The sequence below is a fragment of the Roseateles paludis genome, assembly GCF_039872745.1.
Lineage (GTDB): Bacteria > Pseudomonadota > Gammaproteobacteria > Burkholderiales > Burkholderiaceae_C > Pelomonas > Pelomonas paludis.
Map to the genome: position 1 here is coordinate 565,208 of NZ_JBDPZD010000003.1, position 15,433 is coordinate 580,640.

General features: G+C 67.3%; 13 protein-coding genes and 2 riboswitches. Of the genes, 5 read left to right on the forward strand and 8 right to left on the reverse strand.

What is annotated here, in order from left to right; translation table 11 throughout:
* Position 1: 1 nt before the first annotated feature.
* On the reverse strand, positions 2-1,465 hold the full coding sequence (locus ABDJ85_RS13815) for a hybrid sensor histidine kinase/response regulator (RefSeq protein WP_347705362.1): 1,464 nt from the start codon (positions 1,463-1,465) through the stop codon (positions 2-4).
* A 59-nt stretch (positions 1,466-1,524) separates the two neighbouring features.
* On the reverse strand, positions 1,525-1,833 hold the full coding sequence (locus tag ABDJ85_RS13820; RefSeq protein ID WP_347705363.1) for an Mpo1-like protein: 309 nt from the start codon (positions 1,831-1,833) through the stop codon (positions 1,525-1,527).
* A gap of 148 nt (positions 1,834-1,981) precedes the next feature.
* On the opposite strand from ABDJ85_RS13820, the gene ABDJ85_RS13825 reads away from it, so the two are divergent.
* Genes ABDJ85_RS13825 through ABDJ85_RS13835 form a run of 3 tightly spaced genes read left to right on the forward strand, consistent with a single transcriptional unit; the run spans position 1,982 to position 3,919 of the window.
* Positions 1,982-2,452, forward strand: a complete 471-nt coding sequence (locus ABDJ85_RS13825; RefSeq protein ID WP_347705364.1) for a CBS domain-containing protein — start codon at positions 1,982-1,984, stop codon at positions 2,450-2,452.
* A gap of 54 nt (positions 2,453-2,506) precedes the next feature.
* Positions 2,507-3,607 (forward strand): chorismate synthase, encoded by a 1,101-nt coding sequence (gene aroC, locus ABDJ85_RS13830; protein ID WP_347705365.1) that lies wholly within the window; start codon positions 2,507-2,509, stop codon positions 3,605-3,607.
* A 12-nt stretch (positions 3,608-3,619) separates the two neighbouring features.
* Positions 3,620-3,919, forward strand: a complete 300-nt coding sequence (locus ABDJ85_RS13835) for a hypothetical protein (RefSeq protein ID WP_347705366.1) — start codon at positions 3,620-3,622, stop codon at positions 3,917-3,919.
* 17 nt (positions 3,920-3,936) lie between these two features.
* Here ABDJ85_RS13835 and ABDJ85_RS13840 read toward each other — a convergent pair whose 3' ends face one another.
* From ABDJ85_RS13840 to ABDJ85_RS13860, 5 genes are all read right to left on the reverse strand, one after another.
* On the reverse strand, positions 3,937-5,625 hold the full coding sequence (locus ABDJ85_RS13840) for a hypothetical protein (RefSeq protein WP_347705367.1): 1,689 nt from the start codon (positions 5,623-5,625) through the stop codon (positions 3,937-3,939).
* An 87-nt stretch (positions 5,626-5,712) separates the two neighbouring features.
* Positions 5,713-8,625, reverse strand: coding sequence for an aminomethyl-transferring glycine dehydrogenase (gene gcvP, locus ABDJ85_RS13845; RefSeq protein ID WP_347705368.1), 2,913 nt, complete (start codon positions 8,623-8,625; stop codon positions 5,713-5,715).
* A gap of 22 nt (positions 8,626-8,647) precedes the next feature.
* On the reverse strand, positions 8,648-9,022 hold the full coding sequence (gene gcvH, locus ABDJ85_RS13850; RefSeq protein ID WP_347705369.1) for a glycine cleavage system protein GcvH: 375 nt from the start codon (positions 9,020-9,022) through the stop codon (positions 8,648-8,650).
* A 5-nt stretch (positions 9,023-9,027) separates the two neighbouring features.
* Positions 9,028-10,140 carry a glycine cleavage system aminomethyltransferase GcvT gene (gcvT, locus tag ABDJ85_RS13855; protein WP_347705370.1) on the reverse strand — a complete coding sequence of 371 codons (1,113 nt, stop codon included), beginning with the start codon at positions 10,138-10,140 and terminating at the stop codon, positions 9,028-9,030.
* Positions 10,141-10,166: 26 nt separating this feature from the next.
* Positions 10,167-10,284: riboswitch (glycine riboswitch) on the reverse strand.
* 19 nt (positions 10,285-10,303) lie between these two features.
* Positions 10,304-10,405: riboswitch (glycine riboswitch) on the reverse strand.
* Positions 10,406-10,535: 130 nt separating this feature from the next.
* Positions 10,536-11,405 (reverse strand): lysophospholipid acyltransferase family protein, encoded by an 870-nt coding sequence (locus ABDJ85_RS13860; protein ID WP_347705371.1) that lies wholly within the window; start codon positions 11,403-11,405, stop codon positions 10,536-10,538.
* 125 nt (positions 11,406-11,530) lie between these two features.
* On the opposite strand from ABDJ85_RS13860, the gene xth reads away from it, so the two are divergent.
* Together xth and ABDJ85_RS13870 are read left to right on the forward strand one after the other, a co-directional pair.
* Entirely contained in the window at positions 11,531-12,298 is a 768-nt protein-coding gene (gene xth, locus ABDJ85_RS13865; RefSeq protein ID WP_347705372.1) for an exodeoxyribonuclease III, read from the forward strand.
* Between the two features lie 82 nt (positions 12,299-12,380).
* The gene (locus ABDJ85_RS13870) at positions 12,381-13,169 is read left to right on the forward strand and encodes a PAS domain-containing protein (RefSeq protein WP_347705373.1); all 789 of its coding nucleotides are present in this window, start codon (positions 12,381-12,383) and stop codon (positions 13,167-13,169) included.
* Positions 13,170-13,385: 216 nt separating this feature from the next.
* Here ABDJ85_RS13870 and ABDJ85_RS13875 read toward each other — a convergent pair whose 3' ends face one another.
* Complete coding sequence (locus ABDJ85_RS13875; protein WP_347705374.1) at positions 13,386-15,281, reverse strand: Tn3 family transposase; 1,896 nt, start codon at positions 15,279-15,281, stop codon at positions 13,386-13,388.
* Between the last annotated feature and the right edge of the window lie 152 nt (positions 15,282-15,433).

A 15,433-nucleotide genomic window follows, 5' to 3' on the forward strand; every position in this document is an offset into this window, starting at 1 on the left:
TTCAGGCCTGGTAGGTCACCAGGTCAAAGCTGAAGCAGGAGCCCACGCCCGGGGTGCTCTCCACGCGCACCTCGCCGCCCATCAGGCGCACCAGGCGTTGCACGATGGTCAAGCCGAGCCCGGTTCCGCCATAGCGGCGGGTGATCGAGCCATCCGCCTGGGTGAACGGGTCGAAGATCTGGCTGACCTGCTCACCCGTCATGCCGATGCCGGTGTCCGATACCGCAATGCGCAGGCGATGCACATCGTCGGCGTCCAGCGCCTCGCGCTCCGCGCGTCGGATCTCCACCCGCACTTCGCCACGCTCGGTGAACTTGAGTGCATTGCCGATCAGGTTGATCAGCACCTGGCGCAGTCGCAGCGCATCACCACGCAGCACGGGCGGCACTTCTGGCTCGGTGAAGGCATGCAGGGCCAGGCCCTTGCCCTGGGCCTGCAGCACCAGCGGTTGCAGGGCCTCGGACACACAGTCGTGCAGGCTGAAGGGCTCGCGCTCGATGACGATGCGGCCGGCCTCGATCTTGGCCACGTCCAGCAGATCGTTGATGATGGTCATCAGGCCGCGCGCCGAGTCGTGCGCCATCTGGATGAACTGGCGCTGGCGGTCAGTCAGCTCGGTGCGCAGCACCAACTCAGTCAGGCCCAGCACGCCATTCATCGGCGTGCGGATCTCGTGGCTCATGTTCGCCAAAAAGCTGCTCTTGGCCTGGCTGGCCGACTCCGCCGCCTGACGGGCCGCCTCCAGCGCCGCCTGGCTGGCCTTGAGGTCGGCGATGTCGCGGGCATTGAGCTGCATCACATCGGCCCTGGTCACCGGGTCACGCATCGGCCGGGCGTCCAGCAAGTGCCAGCGCGCGCCGCCCTGGGTGCGCAGCTCGGCCTCCATGCGGCAGGCCTCGCCTTCGCGCAGGCGCGTCAACACGCTCTCGGCATCGTGTTCGTGCACGAAGAGGCGGCTGAACTCTGTCTTGCCGCTCTCCGGCGGTGCATCACCGAAGTTGACGGCCGCTGCCGGGTTGCGCATCAGCAGCTCGGCGCCGTCCAGGCTGAAGACGGCAATGCGGATCGAGGTGTGGTTCAGCGCCTCGACGCCGCGCAGCATGCTCAGGTCGGCCCCGCCGCCCAATGAATCGGCCGCCATCAAGAGGCCCAGGCGCCGGTCCGGCAGGCGGATGCCGCGCGACACCAGCATCACCGTCTTGGGTTCGCCATTGGGGTAGAGCGTCCACTGCTCGCGCACGATGCGCCCCTGGGCCAGGTGGCCCACCGCAGCCGCAACCCGCTCACGCGCGGCAATGCCGTGCTCGGCGAAGTCACGGCCCAGGAATTCCTCGGCGCTGCCGGCACGCCAAAAGCGCAGCGCCGCCGCATTGGCCCACAGATTGCACTGGCGCTCGGGGTCGAAGACCCACAAGGGAACGTCAAGCCAGTCGTAGTGGGCGAGGCTGGAGAAGTCGAGGAGCATGGAGGGCCGCAGGGAGCACCCGGCATTTTCGCCGCTCCGCTCGGCGATCACTGTGGCGCTCAGAACGGGAGTTTCCCTCGCCACATCTGGCCGTACATCACCCAGTCACCGAGAAAGCTGTAGAGCGGGTAGCGAAAGGTGGCCGGGCGGTTGTGCTCGAAGAAGAAATGCCCCACCCAAGCGCAGGCATACCCCGCCAGCAGCCCGAACCCGAGCCAGCGCCACTCGCCTGTTCCGATCAGCATGCCCAGGCAGAGCAGCCCCAGGCTGGAGCCCAGGAAATGCAGGCGCCGGTTGCGCCGGTCAGTGTGCTCACCCAGGTAGAACGGGTAGAACTCGCGGAACGAGGTGTAGCGCTCGGTGCTCATGCGCGCATTGGACGCCCTGGCGCGCCGCACACGCCATCCGGGCATCTCCGCAACGCCCCCCTTCGAAATGTGCTGCGGGTGGGTTTCAAGGGGTGGACCGCGCGCATGGCTGTGCTATGTTGCCGAGACACCTGCACACGGAGGCCCCATGAAAGTCATCGACATCCTGCGCGTCAAGGGCGGCACGCTGTTCACCGTTTCCCCAGACCAGCCGTTGATGAATGCCGTCACCGTGATGTCGGAGCACGACATCGGCTCCCTGGTGGTCATGGAGCATGGTGATCTGGTCGGCATGCTGACCTTCCGCGAGGTCATCCAGGCCATCGTGATGAATGGCGGCGCCGTCGGGGCCACCCTGGTGCGCACGGTGATGGACGACGCGCCGCTGACCTGCACCCCGGCCACCGAGATCGACGAAGTCCGCCGCATGATGCTTGGCCGGCACGCGCGCTACATGCCGGTGCTGGACGGCAAGGTGCTGATCGGCGTGATCTCCTTCTACGACGTGGCCCGTGCCGTGGTGGACAGCCAGGACTTCGAGAACCGCATGCTCAAGGCCTACATCCGTGACTGGCCCATTGAGGAAGCCGCCGCCGACGACACCGCCGCACCGCACTGAGCGGCTCCGAAGCCGGCCGATAAAATCCCGGGTCCACTTTCAGACAGGCCTGGGATGTCCGGCAGCACTTTCGGCACGCTTTTCCGCATCACCAACTTCGGCGAAAGCCATGGCCCGGCCATTGGCTGCGTGATCGACGGCTGCCCGCCCGGGCTGGCCCTCAGCGAGGCCGACATCCAGCCCGACCTGGACCGCCGCCGCCCCGGCACCAGCCGGCACGTCACCCAGCGCAACGAGCCTGATGCCGTCGAGATCCTCTCCGGCGTCTACGAAGGCCAGACCACCGGCACGCCGATCTGCCTGCTGATCCGCAATCAGGACCAGCGCAGCAAGGACTACGGCAACATCCTCGACACTTTCCGCCCCGGCCACGCCGACTACACCTACTGGCGCAAGTACGGGCTGCGCGACCCACGCGGCGGTGGGCGCTCTTCAGCCCGCTTGACGGCGCCCATGGTCGGCGCTGGCGCCGTGGCCAAGAAATGGCTGCAGCAACAGTACGGCACGCGCTTTCGCGGCTGCATGACCCAGTTGGGCGAGGTGCCCATCTCCTTCGAGGGCTGGGAGCATGTGGGTGCCAATCCGTTCTTTGCCGCCAATGTGAGCCAGATCGAGCAGCTGGAGGCCTATATGGACGCCCTGCGCAAATCAGGCGACTCGGTGGGGGCTCGCATCCGCGTTGAAGCCACTGGCGTGCCCGTGGGCTTGGGTGCCCCGCTCTTTGACAAGCTTGACGCCGACATCGCCTACGCGCTGATGGGCATCAACGCGGTCAAGGGCGTCGAGATCGGCGCGGGCTTTTGCGCCGTCAGCCAGCGTGGCAGCGAGCACGGCGACGAGCTCACGCCGACCGGCTTTGCCAGCAACAACGCCGGCGGCGTGCTGGGCGGCATTTCGACCGGGCAGGACCTGGTGGCCGAGATCGCCATCAAGCCCACCAGCTCGATCCGCCTGCCCAAGGCCAGCATCGACCGGGCTGGCGAGCCTACCGTGGTCGAGACCTTCGGCCGCCATGACCCCTGCGTCGGCATCCGGGCCACGCCCATTGCCGAGGCCATGCTGGCCCTGGTGCTGATGGACCACGCGCTGCGCCACCGTGCCCAGTGCGGTGACGTTGCCCTGGCCACCGCGCCCATCGCCTCAGCCCGCCCCTGACGCCCACCCGGCGTGCCCGCCATTGGTCGCGGGCGCTGTCGATTCGTCGACTTAGTGCGGCGCAGCCATGCGTCGGCCGGCACCATGCAGGCATTCATTCAACAGGAGATCTGCATGAACTGCCGCAACAAAAAGGGGATGGGGCTGGGTGGCTGGATGGCCATTGCCGTTGGCATCTACACCGCCGTCCATGTGGGTCAGCGGTATGAGCACGAAGGCCTGACGGCGCCCGTCCACGCGGCCAGCGCTGCGTCTTCGGTCGCCCCTTCAGTCACTCCGTCAACCGTTGCCCAGCCAGACACCAAGCGCTGAGCCCCGCGCTTACTGCATCACCACTTGCAGCCCTTGTCGCGCACGCTGTCCACCGCAATGGGAAGGGCGGCCAGCAGGCCCGCATCGCGGTGCGAGTCGCGGCAGTCGGCACGGGTGGCCTCTTCGAGGCTTTTCTCGAGCTTGGTCTTCTTGCGCGCCAGTTCGGGCGGCTGAGGCAGCAGCTCAATCAGGCCCGGCCGGCGCGCGGCGGCCATGGGGCCACGCGGCAGGTTGAGATTGAGCGGCGGGGGCGCTGCGCTGGCCGCCGCCGAGGGCGGTGTGGCCACGTCAGCCCCTACGCGCGAGCCCGCCTCGGGCGACCCGGCAGCCGGCCGCGCGCCCGGGGTGCCTTGAGCCAGCGGGGGCAGGCTGGGGTCTCCACGGGTGACGGGCCCAGGGCTCGGGCTGGGAGTGCTGGACGCAGTGTTCGATGTGCTGGCCGATGTGCTGGATGGCGCGCTGGTTGAGGCCGTGGGTGACGTGCTGGCCGAGGTGCTCGCTGGTGTGGCAGTTGGTGCGGTCGCTGGTGTGGTCGCACCAGGGCTTGGCGCCGGGCTCGCAGTTGCAGCTTGGGCTGCGGTGGGCGACGTGCTGGGCGAGGTTGTCGTCGGTGGCGCGGGCGCTGCAGTGCCAGGACTGGCAGGGCCGGGGCTGGGCTTGGTGTCGGCTGGCAGTTCGGGCGCCAGCAGCGGCTGGCTAAATTCGGCGCGAGCCGCCTTCACGGTGGCCTGGGCGGCGGCGTTGCTGGGCGGGCGCAGGGTGCTGGTTGGCGCCAGCGGGGTGACGCTGGAGTCCGCGGCGGCCAGGTTGCGCGACGGCGGACGGGGCGCCACGGGGCGGGTCAGCGGCAGCACCTCGGACTCCCGCGCCGCGATCCGGCTGGTGGCGCGCAGGCCTTGGTCCTGGGTCATGGGCAGCACCGGCGACTCGGCGGCAGCCAGGCGCGCGGCACGGCGCTCGCCGGGGCGCACGTCAGCCGAGCTCAGCGGCGTGACGTCGGTCTCAGCGGCCATCAGGCGGGCGCTGCGGGCATCCGGCACCGGGGCTTCGCGCACCAAGGGCACGAGGGCGCTCTCGCTGGCCTGCATGCGGGGCGAGGCCGGGCGCAGGCCGGCCGTTGGCACGATGGGGGTCACCGTATTGACGGCCGAAGGCTCCAGGCGCGGCGTGCTGGGCCGCAGCTCGCTGCGCGGTGCCATGGGCAGCAGGTCTGACTCGGCGGCCTGCAGGCGGCGCGCAGCAGCGGTGGGCGTGGGGTCGGGCGCCAGACGCTCCAGCCGGGGCGTGGCCTCGGGGGCCTCCAGCCGCGCGGTGGGGGCGGGCACGGGGTCGGTGCCCGAGGCGCCATCGGGCGGCACCTCGACGGCGCTCCAGCGCCCCAGCTCGGCGGCGCCAGGCTCCTCAGGCTTGGGTGCCGCCTCGGGCCGGACGGTGCCGCCAAAGCGACGCTGGCGTCCTGGGCCCACGGGGCCGACTTCGCCATTCGGGCCGGTCTGGCTGGCGGTGGGGTCGGTGTCGGGCGAGCCGCCGCTGCGGCCCGTCAGGGTCACGCTCAGGCTGCCCCAGACGCCCTGACCCGGCGGCGCGGTGCCCACCGCATTGCCCAGCACCAGGATCAGCCAGCCGTGCAGCAGCACCGCGAGCAGGAGGCTGCGGTTCAGCTCCTGGCGTGGCGGGGCAGGGGATCGAAGGGCGGCAGCGGGCACAACGGGGTGGATTGTGTCGCGCCGCCCCGGGGCCGCAGGGGCTGGTTTGCCACAACGCCCCGAGCTAGTTTGCGCGGTGCGGATGCGTCAGGCGTAGTCCGCTACGGGCACGCAACTGCAGAACAGGTTGCGGTCACCCCAGACGTTGTCGACCCGGCCCACAGGTGCCCAGTACTTCTGCTTCAAGAGCGCGGGCACGGGATAGGCGGCCACTTCACGCGGGTAGGCGTGCGCCCAGTCGCTGGCGGCCACCACCTGGGCGGTGTGCGGCGCGTTGACGAGCGGGTTGTCCTCGCACGGCCACCGGCCAGCTTCGACGGCCGCGATCTCCTTGCGGATCTGGATCATGGCGTCGATGAAGCGGTCCAGCTCGAAGCGCGACTCGCTCTCGGTGGGCTCCACCATCAGCGTGCCGGCGACCGGGAAGGACAGGGTGGGTGCATGGAAGCCGTAGTCGATCAGACGCTTGGCCACGTCCTCGGCGCCGACACCGCTGGCGTCCTTCAAGGGCCGCAGGTCCAGGATGCACTCGTGTGCCACGCCACCGCCCTTCACGCCGGCGATGCCGCCGCTGAAGTGGATGTCGTAGTGGCCCGAGAGGCGGGCCGCCACGTAGTTGGCCGAGAGGATGGCCGTCTCGGTGGCGAGCTGCAGGCCGTCAGCGCCCATCATGCGGACGTACATCCACGAGATGGGCAGCACGGCGGCATTGCCGTAGGGGGCCGCCGAGACGGCACCGATGTTGCTGGCGCTCCCCATGCCGGCCGAGCGATGCGCCGGCAGGAAGGGCACGAGGTCCTCCACCACGCAGACCGGACCCACGCCCGGGCCGCCACCACCGTGCGGGATGCAGAAGGTCTTGTGCAGGTTGAGGTGGCTGACATCGCCGCCAAACTCGCCCGGCGCCGCCACGCCGACCAGGGCGTTCATGTTGGCGCCGTCCACATAGACGCGGCCGCCGTGCGCGCGCACGAGCTGGCAGATCTCCTTGACGTGGGTGTCGAAGACGCCGTACGTCGAGGGGTAGGTGATCATGATGGCGGCCAGCGTGTCGGCGTGCTGCGCGCACTTGGCCTGCAGGTCGGCCAGGTCGATATTGCCTTCCTTGTCGCACTTGGTGACGACCACCTGCATGCCCACCATCTGGGCCGAGGCAGGGTTGGTGCCGTGCGCGCTCTCAGGAATCAGGCAGACATTGCGGCGCGCGTCCCCTCGGGATTCATGCCAGGCCTTGATGGCCAGCAGGCCGGCGTACTCGCCCTGCGAGCCCGCATTGGGCTGCAGGCTGATGCCGGCATAGCCCGTGCATTCGGACAGCCAGCGGCACAGCTGGGCATTGAGCTCGTGATAGCCAGCGAGCTGCTCGTGCGGCGCGAAGGGATGCAGGTTGGCGAACTCGGGCCAGGTGATGGGGATCATCTCGGCCGTGGCGTTCAGCTTCATGGTGCACGAACCGAGCGGGATCATGCTGCGGTCCAGCGCCAGGTCCTTGTCGGCCAAGCTGCGCAGATAGCGCAGCATCTCGGTCTCGCTGTGGTGGGTGTTGAAGACTGGGTGCGTGAGGTAGTTGCTCGTGCGGCGCAGCGCGGCGGGGATCAGGTCCGGCGTGGCAGCCAGGGCTTCGACCGAGGGCAGTGCCGCGCCTTCGGGCGCAAAGATCTGCCAGAGCAGGGCGAGGTCGTCACGCGTGGTCGTCTCGTCGAGCGAGACGCACAGGTACTCGCCCCAGCACAGGCGCAAGTTGGCGCCCAGGCTCACGGCACGCGCCGTCAGTTGCTCCGCCTCAGCGGCACCGACCTTGAGGGCAACGGTGTCGAAGGCACCGGCATCGAGGTGATGGGTGTCGAGCTTGAGGCCCATGGCCTGCAGGCCGGCCACGAAGATGCCGAGGTAGCGCGCCACGCGCTCGGCAATGCGGCTCAGGCCCTGCGGGCCGTGATAGATCGCGTACATGCTGGCCACCACGGCTGGCAGCACCTGGGCCGTGCAGATATTGCTGGTGGCCTTCTCGCGTCGGATGTGCTGCTCGCGCGTTTGCAGCGCCAGGCGGTAGGCCGGGGCGCCTTGAGCGTCCTTGCTCACGCCAACCAGGCGGCCGGGCAAGGAGCGCTTGAACTCATCGCGGCAGGCGATGAAGGCGGCGTGCGGGCCCCCAGCGCCCATGGGCATACCAAAGCGCTGGGTGGAGCCCACGGCAATGTCGGCGCCCATCTCGCCCGGGGTCTTGAGCAGGGTCAGGGCCAGCAGGTCGGTGGCGACGATGAAGGCAGCCTGCTTGGCGTGCACGGTGGCGGCCGAGGCGCTCCAGTCGTGCAGCCAGCCGCTGCTGGCCGGGTACTGCGCCAGCGCGGCAAAGTAGTCGTCGGCCTCGATGGCGGCTTGCCACTCCTCGCCGGAATTGGCCAGCTTGAGCGTGAGGCCCAGTGGCGCGGCGCGGGTCTGCAGCACCTCCAGCGTCTGCGGGTGGGTGTCGCCCGAGACCACGAGCACATGGCCCTTGGCCTTGACGCTGCGCTTGGCCAGAGTCATGGCCTCGGCGGCGGCCGTGGCCTCGTCCAGCATGCTGGCGTTGGAGATGGCCAGGCCGGTCAGGTCGCAGACCATGGTCTGGAAGTTGACCAAGGCTTCCATGCGGCCCTGCGAGATCTCGGCCTGGTAGGGCGTGTAGGCCGTGTACCAGGCGGGGTTCTCGAGGATGTTGCGCAGGATGACGCCCGGCGTGTGCGTGCCGTAGTAGCCCTGGCCGATGAAGCTCTTGAGCACCTGGTTCTGGCCGGCAATCGCGCGCAGCTCGGCCAGGGCTTGCGCCTCGGTCGTGGCCAGCGGCAGCTGCAAGCCACGGCTGCGCCGGATGCTGACCGGCACCACGGCATCGATCAGCGCCGCACGGTCGGCAACGCCGATGGCCTGGCACATCTGGGCTTCATCGGCGGCGTCCGGCCCGAGGTGACGGGCGTGGAACTCGCGGGGGTTTTCGAGTTGATCGAGCGGCGTAGGCATGGCAGGGCAGGGGGCGAAGAAATCAGAGGGTCTTGAGCAGTGCGTCGTAGCCTGTCTCGTCAAGCAGGGCATCGAGCTGGCCGGGGGTGGCCAGCTTGACCTTGAAGAACCAGCCTGCCTTGAGCGGGTCGCTGTTGGCCAGGGCCGGGTCATCGCGCAGCGCTTCGTTCACTTCAAGGATCTCGCCGTCCACCGGCATGTAGACGTCCGCCGCCGCCTTGACCGACTCCACCACGCCAGCCACGTCCTTGGCCGCGTAGGTCTTGCCCACTTCGGGCAGGTCCACGAAGACAACGTCACCCAGCGCGTCCTGCGCATGCACGGTGATGCCGACGGTCGCGGTGCCGTCGCCATGGACGTCGAGCCATTCATGATCGGGGGTGTACTTGATGCTCATCGGGTTCAGCCTCGGTAGTAGCGGTTGGGGGTGAAGGGGGTACTGCAGACGGTCATGGGCGTGCGTTTGTCGCGCACGAGGGCGAAGAGTTCGGTGCCGATAGCCGCGTGCGACATGGCCACGTAGGCGAGGGCGATGGGCTTGCCCACCGTGGGCCCGACAGTGCCGCTGGTGACGGTGCCGACTTCCGCGCCGCTCGCGTCCACCAACTTGCTGCCTTCACGCACCGGCATGCGCTCGGCGCTGACCAAGCCGACGCGCTTGCGGGCCGTGCCGCTGGCCAGTTGCGCCTCGATCACGGACGCACCTGGGTAGCCACCGGCGCGAGCGCCGCCGGGGCGGCGCACCTTCTGGATCGCCCAGGTCACGGCGGCTTCCACCGGCGTGGTCGTGGTGTCGATGTCGTGGCCATACAGGCACAGGCCCGCCTCCAGCCGCAGCGAGTCTCGCGCACCGAGGCCAATCGGCTTCACCTCAGCGTGCCCAAGCAGCGCACGGGCCAAGGCGACGGCGTCGTCCTGATGCACAGAAATCTCGTAGCCATCCTCGCCGGTGTAGCCCGAGCGGGTCACGAAGGTCTCGATACCCGCCAGCGCAAAGAAGCCGCCGGTCATGAACGTGAGTGCCGCCACGCCCGGATGGAGCCGCGCCAGCACCGCGGCGGCTTGCGGGCCTTGCAGGGCGAGCAGGGCGCGCTCGGGGCAGGGGATGACTTGGCAACGACCGCCAATGGCCGTTTGCAGATGGGCAATGTCCTGCTCCTTGCACCCGGCGTTGACCACCACGAACAGATCGTCGGGCCGGCGACAGACCATCAGGTCGTCCAGCAGGCCACCGGCCTCGTTCGTGAAGAGCGCATAGCGCTGCTTGAAGACCGGCAGATCGATGATGTCGACCGGCACCAGGGTTTCGAGCGCGGCGGCGGCGTCAGCGCCGACGAGGCGCACCTGACCCATGTGGGAGACGTCAAAGAGGCCCGCAGCAGCACGCGTGTGCTTGTGCTCGGCCATCACTCCGCTGGGGTATTGCACCGGCATCTCGTAGCCGGCAAAGGGCACCATCTTGGCCCCGAGCTCAAGGTGCAGGGCGTGCAGGGGCGTGCGTAGCAAGGAGGACATGGAGGCTCCGTGTGGGTTCCGGGGGTCATGTCCTCGCTGTCCTTGGTACCTGAGAGATTGACTCACGCGGTGGGAGGTCCCGCGCTCGCTTGCCCCTTCGGTGGATGGCCTCAAGAAGGGCCACCTCTCTCCAGTGAGGAACGCCAGGGCGCCACGCGCCGCCAGCGCTTTGTCAGTCCTTTTGCCTGAGCGTTCGGTTCCTTGCGGGCCCTGCGCCTTCGGCGGCCAACTCTGGTGCGAGCCGGCTCTCTCCTGACGGGACGCATTCTAGTCGCGCCCAGAACCGAGAGCTGGTTGATGCTCGCCCTGGGCCTTGGCGCCTTGGGTGCATTCACGGGCCGTAGGTCGGCACGGGGCTCAGAGGCGGCGGCTCAGGGCCCTGAGTTTGCGGGTGCTCAAGATTTGGCGTAGAAGTCACGCTCGCCGTCGGGCCGCGACTTGAAGCGCTTGTGCATCCAGAAATACTGCGCCGGGATGCTTCGTATTTGGCGCTCGATCACGGCGTTCATGCGGGCTGCATCGGCCATGGGGTCTGCCGATGGAAAGGCGTCCAACGGCGGTTCAATGACGAGTGTGTAGCGGCCGGCATCCCGTCGCGGGTAGCAGGGCAGCACGACCGCCTTTGTGGCTGCAGCCATGCGTGAGAGCCCGGTGATCGTGGCGGCGTTGACGCCAAAGAACGGCACAAAGACGGAGTCGCGGGCGCCAAAGTCCTGGTCAGGCAGGTAGTACAGCCGATAGCCGTCCTTCAGAGCGCGCAGCGTTGGGCGTGTGCCTTGCTGGCGGGAAAAGATGATGCCGGTCCCAAGCCGCAAACGGCGGCTGCGAAAGAAGGCATCCAGCCAGGCGTCTTTCTGGCGCGAATAGATGCTGACCACCGGCGTCTCCATCGAGATCCGCAGGCCCGCCAGGTCCAGTCCGGTGAAGTGCGGCATCATCAGGATCACGGGGCGGCCGTCCAGTGCTCTCAGATGCTCCAGCCCCTCGATGGGCATCAAGCGCCGCAGCCGCCCGGGCGACGCGAACCAGCACCAGCCGTACTCCAGCAGCATCTGGATCATGCAGACGAAGTTGCGGCGCACCAGCGCGCGCCGTTCCGACTCCGGCCAGTTCGGGAAACACAGCCGCAGGTTGATGCGCGCGATGCGCCGCCGTGAACTCGGGACAGACGCCACCACATGCCCCAGCGCCCAGCCCAAGCCCGCCAGCGCACGGAAGGGCAACCAGCTCAGCAGCCAGACCACGCCCACCGCCAGACGGATCAATTAGGCACTCCCGGGGTTGCTTTGTCAGTTAACATAATGCACATTGTCGACAATACAATCAGGCGTTCCAGCCTGCACGTGGCTCTACTATCGCCGACCTCGCAGACCGGTCCCGCGTCACACCCATGAAACTCGCCACCTGGAACGTCAATTCGCTGGCCGTGCGCCTGCCCCAAGTGCTGGAGTGGCTGGCAGCCAATCCGGTGGACGCCTTGGTCTTGCAGGAGACCAAGCTGACGGACGACAAGTTCCCGACTTCGGACTTTGGGGCGGCCGGCTGGCAGGTGCAGTGGTTTGGGCAGAAGACCTACAACGGTGTCGCGCTGGTCAGCCGTGAACCCGCGACTGCGGTGCAGAAGAACATCCCCGGCTTTGCCGACGAGCAGGCGCGCGTGATTGCTGGCACTGTGGCGGGCATGCGTGTGGTGGGCGGCTACTTTCCCAATGGACAGGCGCCGGACAGCGACAAGTTCGCCTACAAGATGCGCTGGCTTGATGCACTGCATGACTGGCTGGCTGCCGAGTTGCAGGCGCATCCAAACCTGGTGCTGATGGGCGACTTCAATGTGGCGCCCGAGGACCGCGACGTCTACGACCCGGTGGCTTGGGCGGGCCAGATCCACTGCACGCCCGAAGAGCGTGCCCAGTTCCAGCGTCTCGTCGCGCTGGGTTTGGTGGACGCCTTTCGGCTGTTTGATCAGCCCCCGAAGTCCTGGAGCTGGTGGGACTACCGCAACCTAGCCTTCCGCAAGAACCAGGGCCTGCGCATTGATCACATCCTCGTCAGCGAGGCGCTGCGCGGCCGCGTGCGCGCTTGCAGCATCGACAAGCTGCCGCGCAAGAACGAAAGACCCAGTGACCATGCGCCCGTGGTGGTTGACCTGAGCGACTGAAGGTCGCTCGCCGCGCCCGGTGAATCCGGGCATAGTGAATGCACCCGGATCGCCACCCGCAAGGCGTACGAGGAGGGAAGGCATGCGACTGAATCTGCCGGTCACGGATCAGGAGTTCTCAATTCCCGCAGGCGCCGCGCTGGTGTCCTGCACGGATCTGCAAGGCCGCATCGTCCACGCCAATGCCACTTTCGTCGCCGTCAGTGGTTACAGCCGTGACGAGCTGATGGGGCAGCCGCACAACCTGCTGCGCCACCCCGACATGCCGGCCGAGGGCTACCGCGACCTGTGGGACACCATCCAGAGCGGGCGGCCCTGGTCGGGCGTGGTCAAGAACCGGCGCAAAAACGGCGACTACTACTGGGTGCTGGCCAATGTCTCGCCGCTGCTGCGAGGCGGGCAGCCGGTGGGCTATGTGTCAGTGCGCACGGTGCCCATGCGCGATCAGGTGGCGGGCGCGTCGGCCCTGTACGCCCGTATGCAGGACGAGGCCCGCGAAGGCCGTCAGCGCATCCGGCTGCGGGCCGGAGCGGTGATGATGCCGGGCCTGATGGGCTGGCTGCGGCGCCTGCACATGGACCGGCCATGGCTGACCGAGTGGCCGGCCTATATGGTCGGCGTGGGCGGTGGGGCGGCGGCCTGGGCGATGGGGGGCTGGCCGGGTCTGCTGGGTGGCGGGGTGTTGCTGGCCGCCCTGCTCTCTCACCTGCGCAACTACCGGGCACGCGCGGCGCTGAACGAGGTGATGGGCTTTGCCAATGTGTTGGCCGCCGGCGATCTGACACAACCCCTGCAACGCTCGCAGGTGCCGATGATGGAGCCGCTGGAAACGGGGGTGATGTTGGTTTCGGTGCCAGAACTGACGGTTTGAATCTAGCGTAAACCCGAGGTGCCTAGCCTGCGCACGGTCGCTGCGAAGCCTGCGCGAGCCAACTCATGGACCGTCACTTTCTGCACGAAAAACCAGCGGCGCTGAAAACCACTGCGACCGTAAGTGTTTGATTCGCAGAGCACCATATTCCGGAAACGTCAGTTTTCGCACCCAGAACCGCACAAGTTTGGAGCTTCAAGCCCCAAGTCCGCAGCGTCAGCCGCGAGCCCGCCGTTTCGCGGCCTCCTGGTTTCGCAGCAAAGCGTCGACGTACTTGTCGATGCTGAAGGTCAGCATGCCCCGGAAGTTCACATGGCCGAAGTGAGCCGGGCCCATCCGGCGCAACCATGCGTCCTCCAGCGGATGCCTGTGCTTCTCCTTGCGCCATTTGTCCACGACGGCCTGCATCTGCGCTGTGTTCCACGCGATGAGGATGTTGGATAGGAGTGCATGCGACCCTGAGATGGCGCGCATCTCGGAATCTCGACGGCCGCGCTCGGGCTCCAGCCGGCCGGAATAGACCGCGCGCTGAAGTTGGTGCACCGACTCTCCCCTGTTCAACAGGGTGTGGATCTCGCGCCGAAACTCTGGGTTGCTGTGGTACTCGCACAGGTAGATCGTCCGAAGAAGCCGGCCAAGTGAATCCAATGTCTTGAACAGCGGATCACCCTGGGCCGCACTACCGAGCTTCTCGAGGAGGAACTTCGGGGTGACCCGTCCGATTTTGACGGATGCCAGCATGCGCAGGAAGTCGTCATACCCGGCCTTGATCGTCTTCAAGGCGATGGTCCCCACCGCAGCCCGCCCGAGCGATTCCGGCACTTCGAAGCCCCGTGGCACGAAGAGCTTCTGTTCTGAAAGATTCTTGAGCCGTGGGCACAGATCGAAGCCAAGGCCCTTGGCCGTCGCCATCGCGGCGTTGGTGTAGCCGTGGGTGTCCACCGCAAGCAGCGAAAGTTTGATCTCGTCGCTCTGGCGTGACGCGTTGTAGCTCTCCGCGCCCTGCACGGCGATGCTGTGCTGACGGACGTTCAGCACGATGGCCTCGTCGTGGAAGATCCCGTAGGAGCCCAGCACGTGGGTGTAGATGCCCACCGCATGCGTGCGCCGGCGCGGATCCACGCGCGCGCTGTACAGGTGCTGTGTCGCGTCCAGGGACATCATGTCCGACGACGCCTTGTCGCCTCGGTCCCAAAGTTTGGTAATCGCGAACTGGTGCTGATAGGCGAGTACGCGTTCGTTGGCTTTGCGCAGCCGACCATGCGCCTCCAGCGACCGCATGGCGGAGGTGAGCTGTGACACCTCCATGCCTGGAATCATGGCTGAGACCGACTTGGCAGAGACTTCGGTGCCGTGGGCCAGCAGAGCGCCGTAGGTGGCGAGTAACTCGTTCGTGGAGTCAGCCTTGCGGCCTAGCAGCGCCTCACTGAAATTGCATGCGACGTCGACCTCGACCATCACGTCGCTGAGCTGCTTCTCACCGATGGCCCGGAACATGGCGTCGCGGGTGTTGGTGACGTTCTCGTCGACCTCCATCGCCTCGATCGGCGGGATGTGCATCTGCCCTTTGTCGCCGATCGTCACCTTGTCAGCCTCAACGGTCTCGCCCAGCGCCTGCACGCTGACGGCAAGCGTGGCCAGCAACGGCTCGATGAAGCGATCAGGATCGACGGGCATGTTCAGCGTGCCCATCAGCACGCTGCGCTTCTTCTTCCATTCCTCCTTGGAGATCAACATGCCGTCACGGCTGCGGAAGTCCTCGCTGTGGTCGATCCACATGCGGCCGCCCTTGAGGTTTTTGCGCACGGCCATCAGCGCGCACGCACGCAATCCCGTGAGGCCCTGCTTGCGGTCTGCGCCCGTGACGATCTCCTGCCAGACCGGGTCGACCATGCTGGCGTCGAAGCCCTCCGGCAGTTCTGCCAAGTCCTTCTCGTGCAGATCGCGCAGCGCGGCGATCTGCTTCATCGCCGGCAGACCATCGCGGCCTTCGAAGTCCAACGCCATCATGTCGTTGATGAGGTTCTTCACGCGCACATGGTCTTCGCTCAGTGCTTGACGCACCAGGGCGGCGTTGCTCGTGTTGGTGGGCTTGCTGTCGTCCGGGAACATCTCTTGAAGCGCAGCGATCTTCTGCTCTGTGAAGCGCCCCGGGTTTTGAGGAGGCTCCAACTCTAGAGAATGGAGCCATGAAGAAGTCCCCGAAGTTTTCACCCGAGGTGCGCGAGCGCGCGGTACGTATGGTGCTGGAGCACCGCGGCGAG

Excerpts from the sequence above, each read along its gene's own strand:
- ABDJ85_RS13815 (WP_347705362.1), bottom strand. The coding sequence starts at position 1,465 with ATGCTCCTCGACTTCTCCAGCCTCGCCCACTACGACTGGCTTGACGTT.
- ABDJ85_RS13820 (WP_347705363.1), bottom strand. The coding sequence starts at position 1,833 with ATGAGCACCGAGCGCTACACCTCGTTCCGCGAGTTCTACCCGTTCTAC.
- ABDJ85_RS13825 (WP_347705364.1), top strand. The coding sequence starts at position 1,982 with ATGAAAGTCATCGACATCCTGCGCGTCAAGGGCGGCACGCTGTTCACC.
- aroC (WP_347705365.1), top strand. The coding sequence starts at position 2,507 with ATGTCCGGCAGCACTTTCGGCACGCTTTTCCGCATCACCAACTTCGGC.
- gcvP (WP_347705368.1), bottom strand. The coding sequence starts at position 8,625 with ATGCCTACGCCGCTCGATCAACTCGAAAACCCCCGCGAGTTCCACGCC.
- gcvH (WP_347705369.1), bottom strand. The coding sequence starts at position 9,022 with ATGAGCATCAAGTACACCCCCGATCATGAATGGCTCGACGTCCATGGC.
- gcvT (WP_347705370.1), bottom strand. The coding sequence starts at position 10,140 with ATGTCCTCCTTGCTACGCACGCCCCTGCACGCCCTGCACCTTGAGCTC.
- xth (WP_347705372.1), top strand. The coding sequence starts at position 11,531 with ATGAAACTCGCCACCTGGAACGTCAATTCGCTGGCCGTGCGCCTGCCC.
- ABDJ85_RS13870 (WP_347705373.1), top strand. The coding sequence starts at position 12,381 with ATGCGACTGAATCTGCCGGTCACGGATCAGGAGTTCTCAATTCCCGCA.
- ABDJ85_RS13875 (WP_347705374.1), bottom strand. The coding sequence starts at position 15,281 with ATGTTCCCGGACGACAGCAAGCCCACCAACACGAGCAACGCCGCCCTG.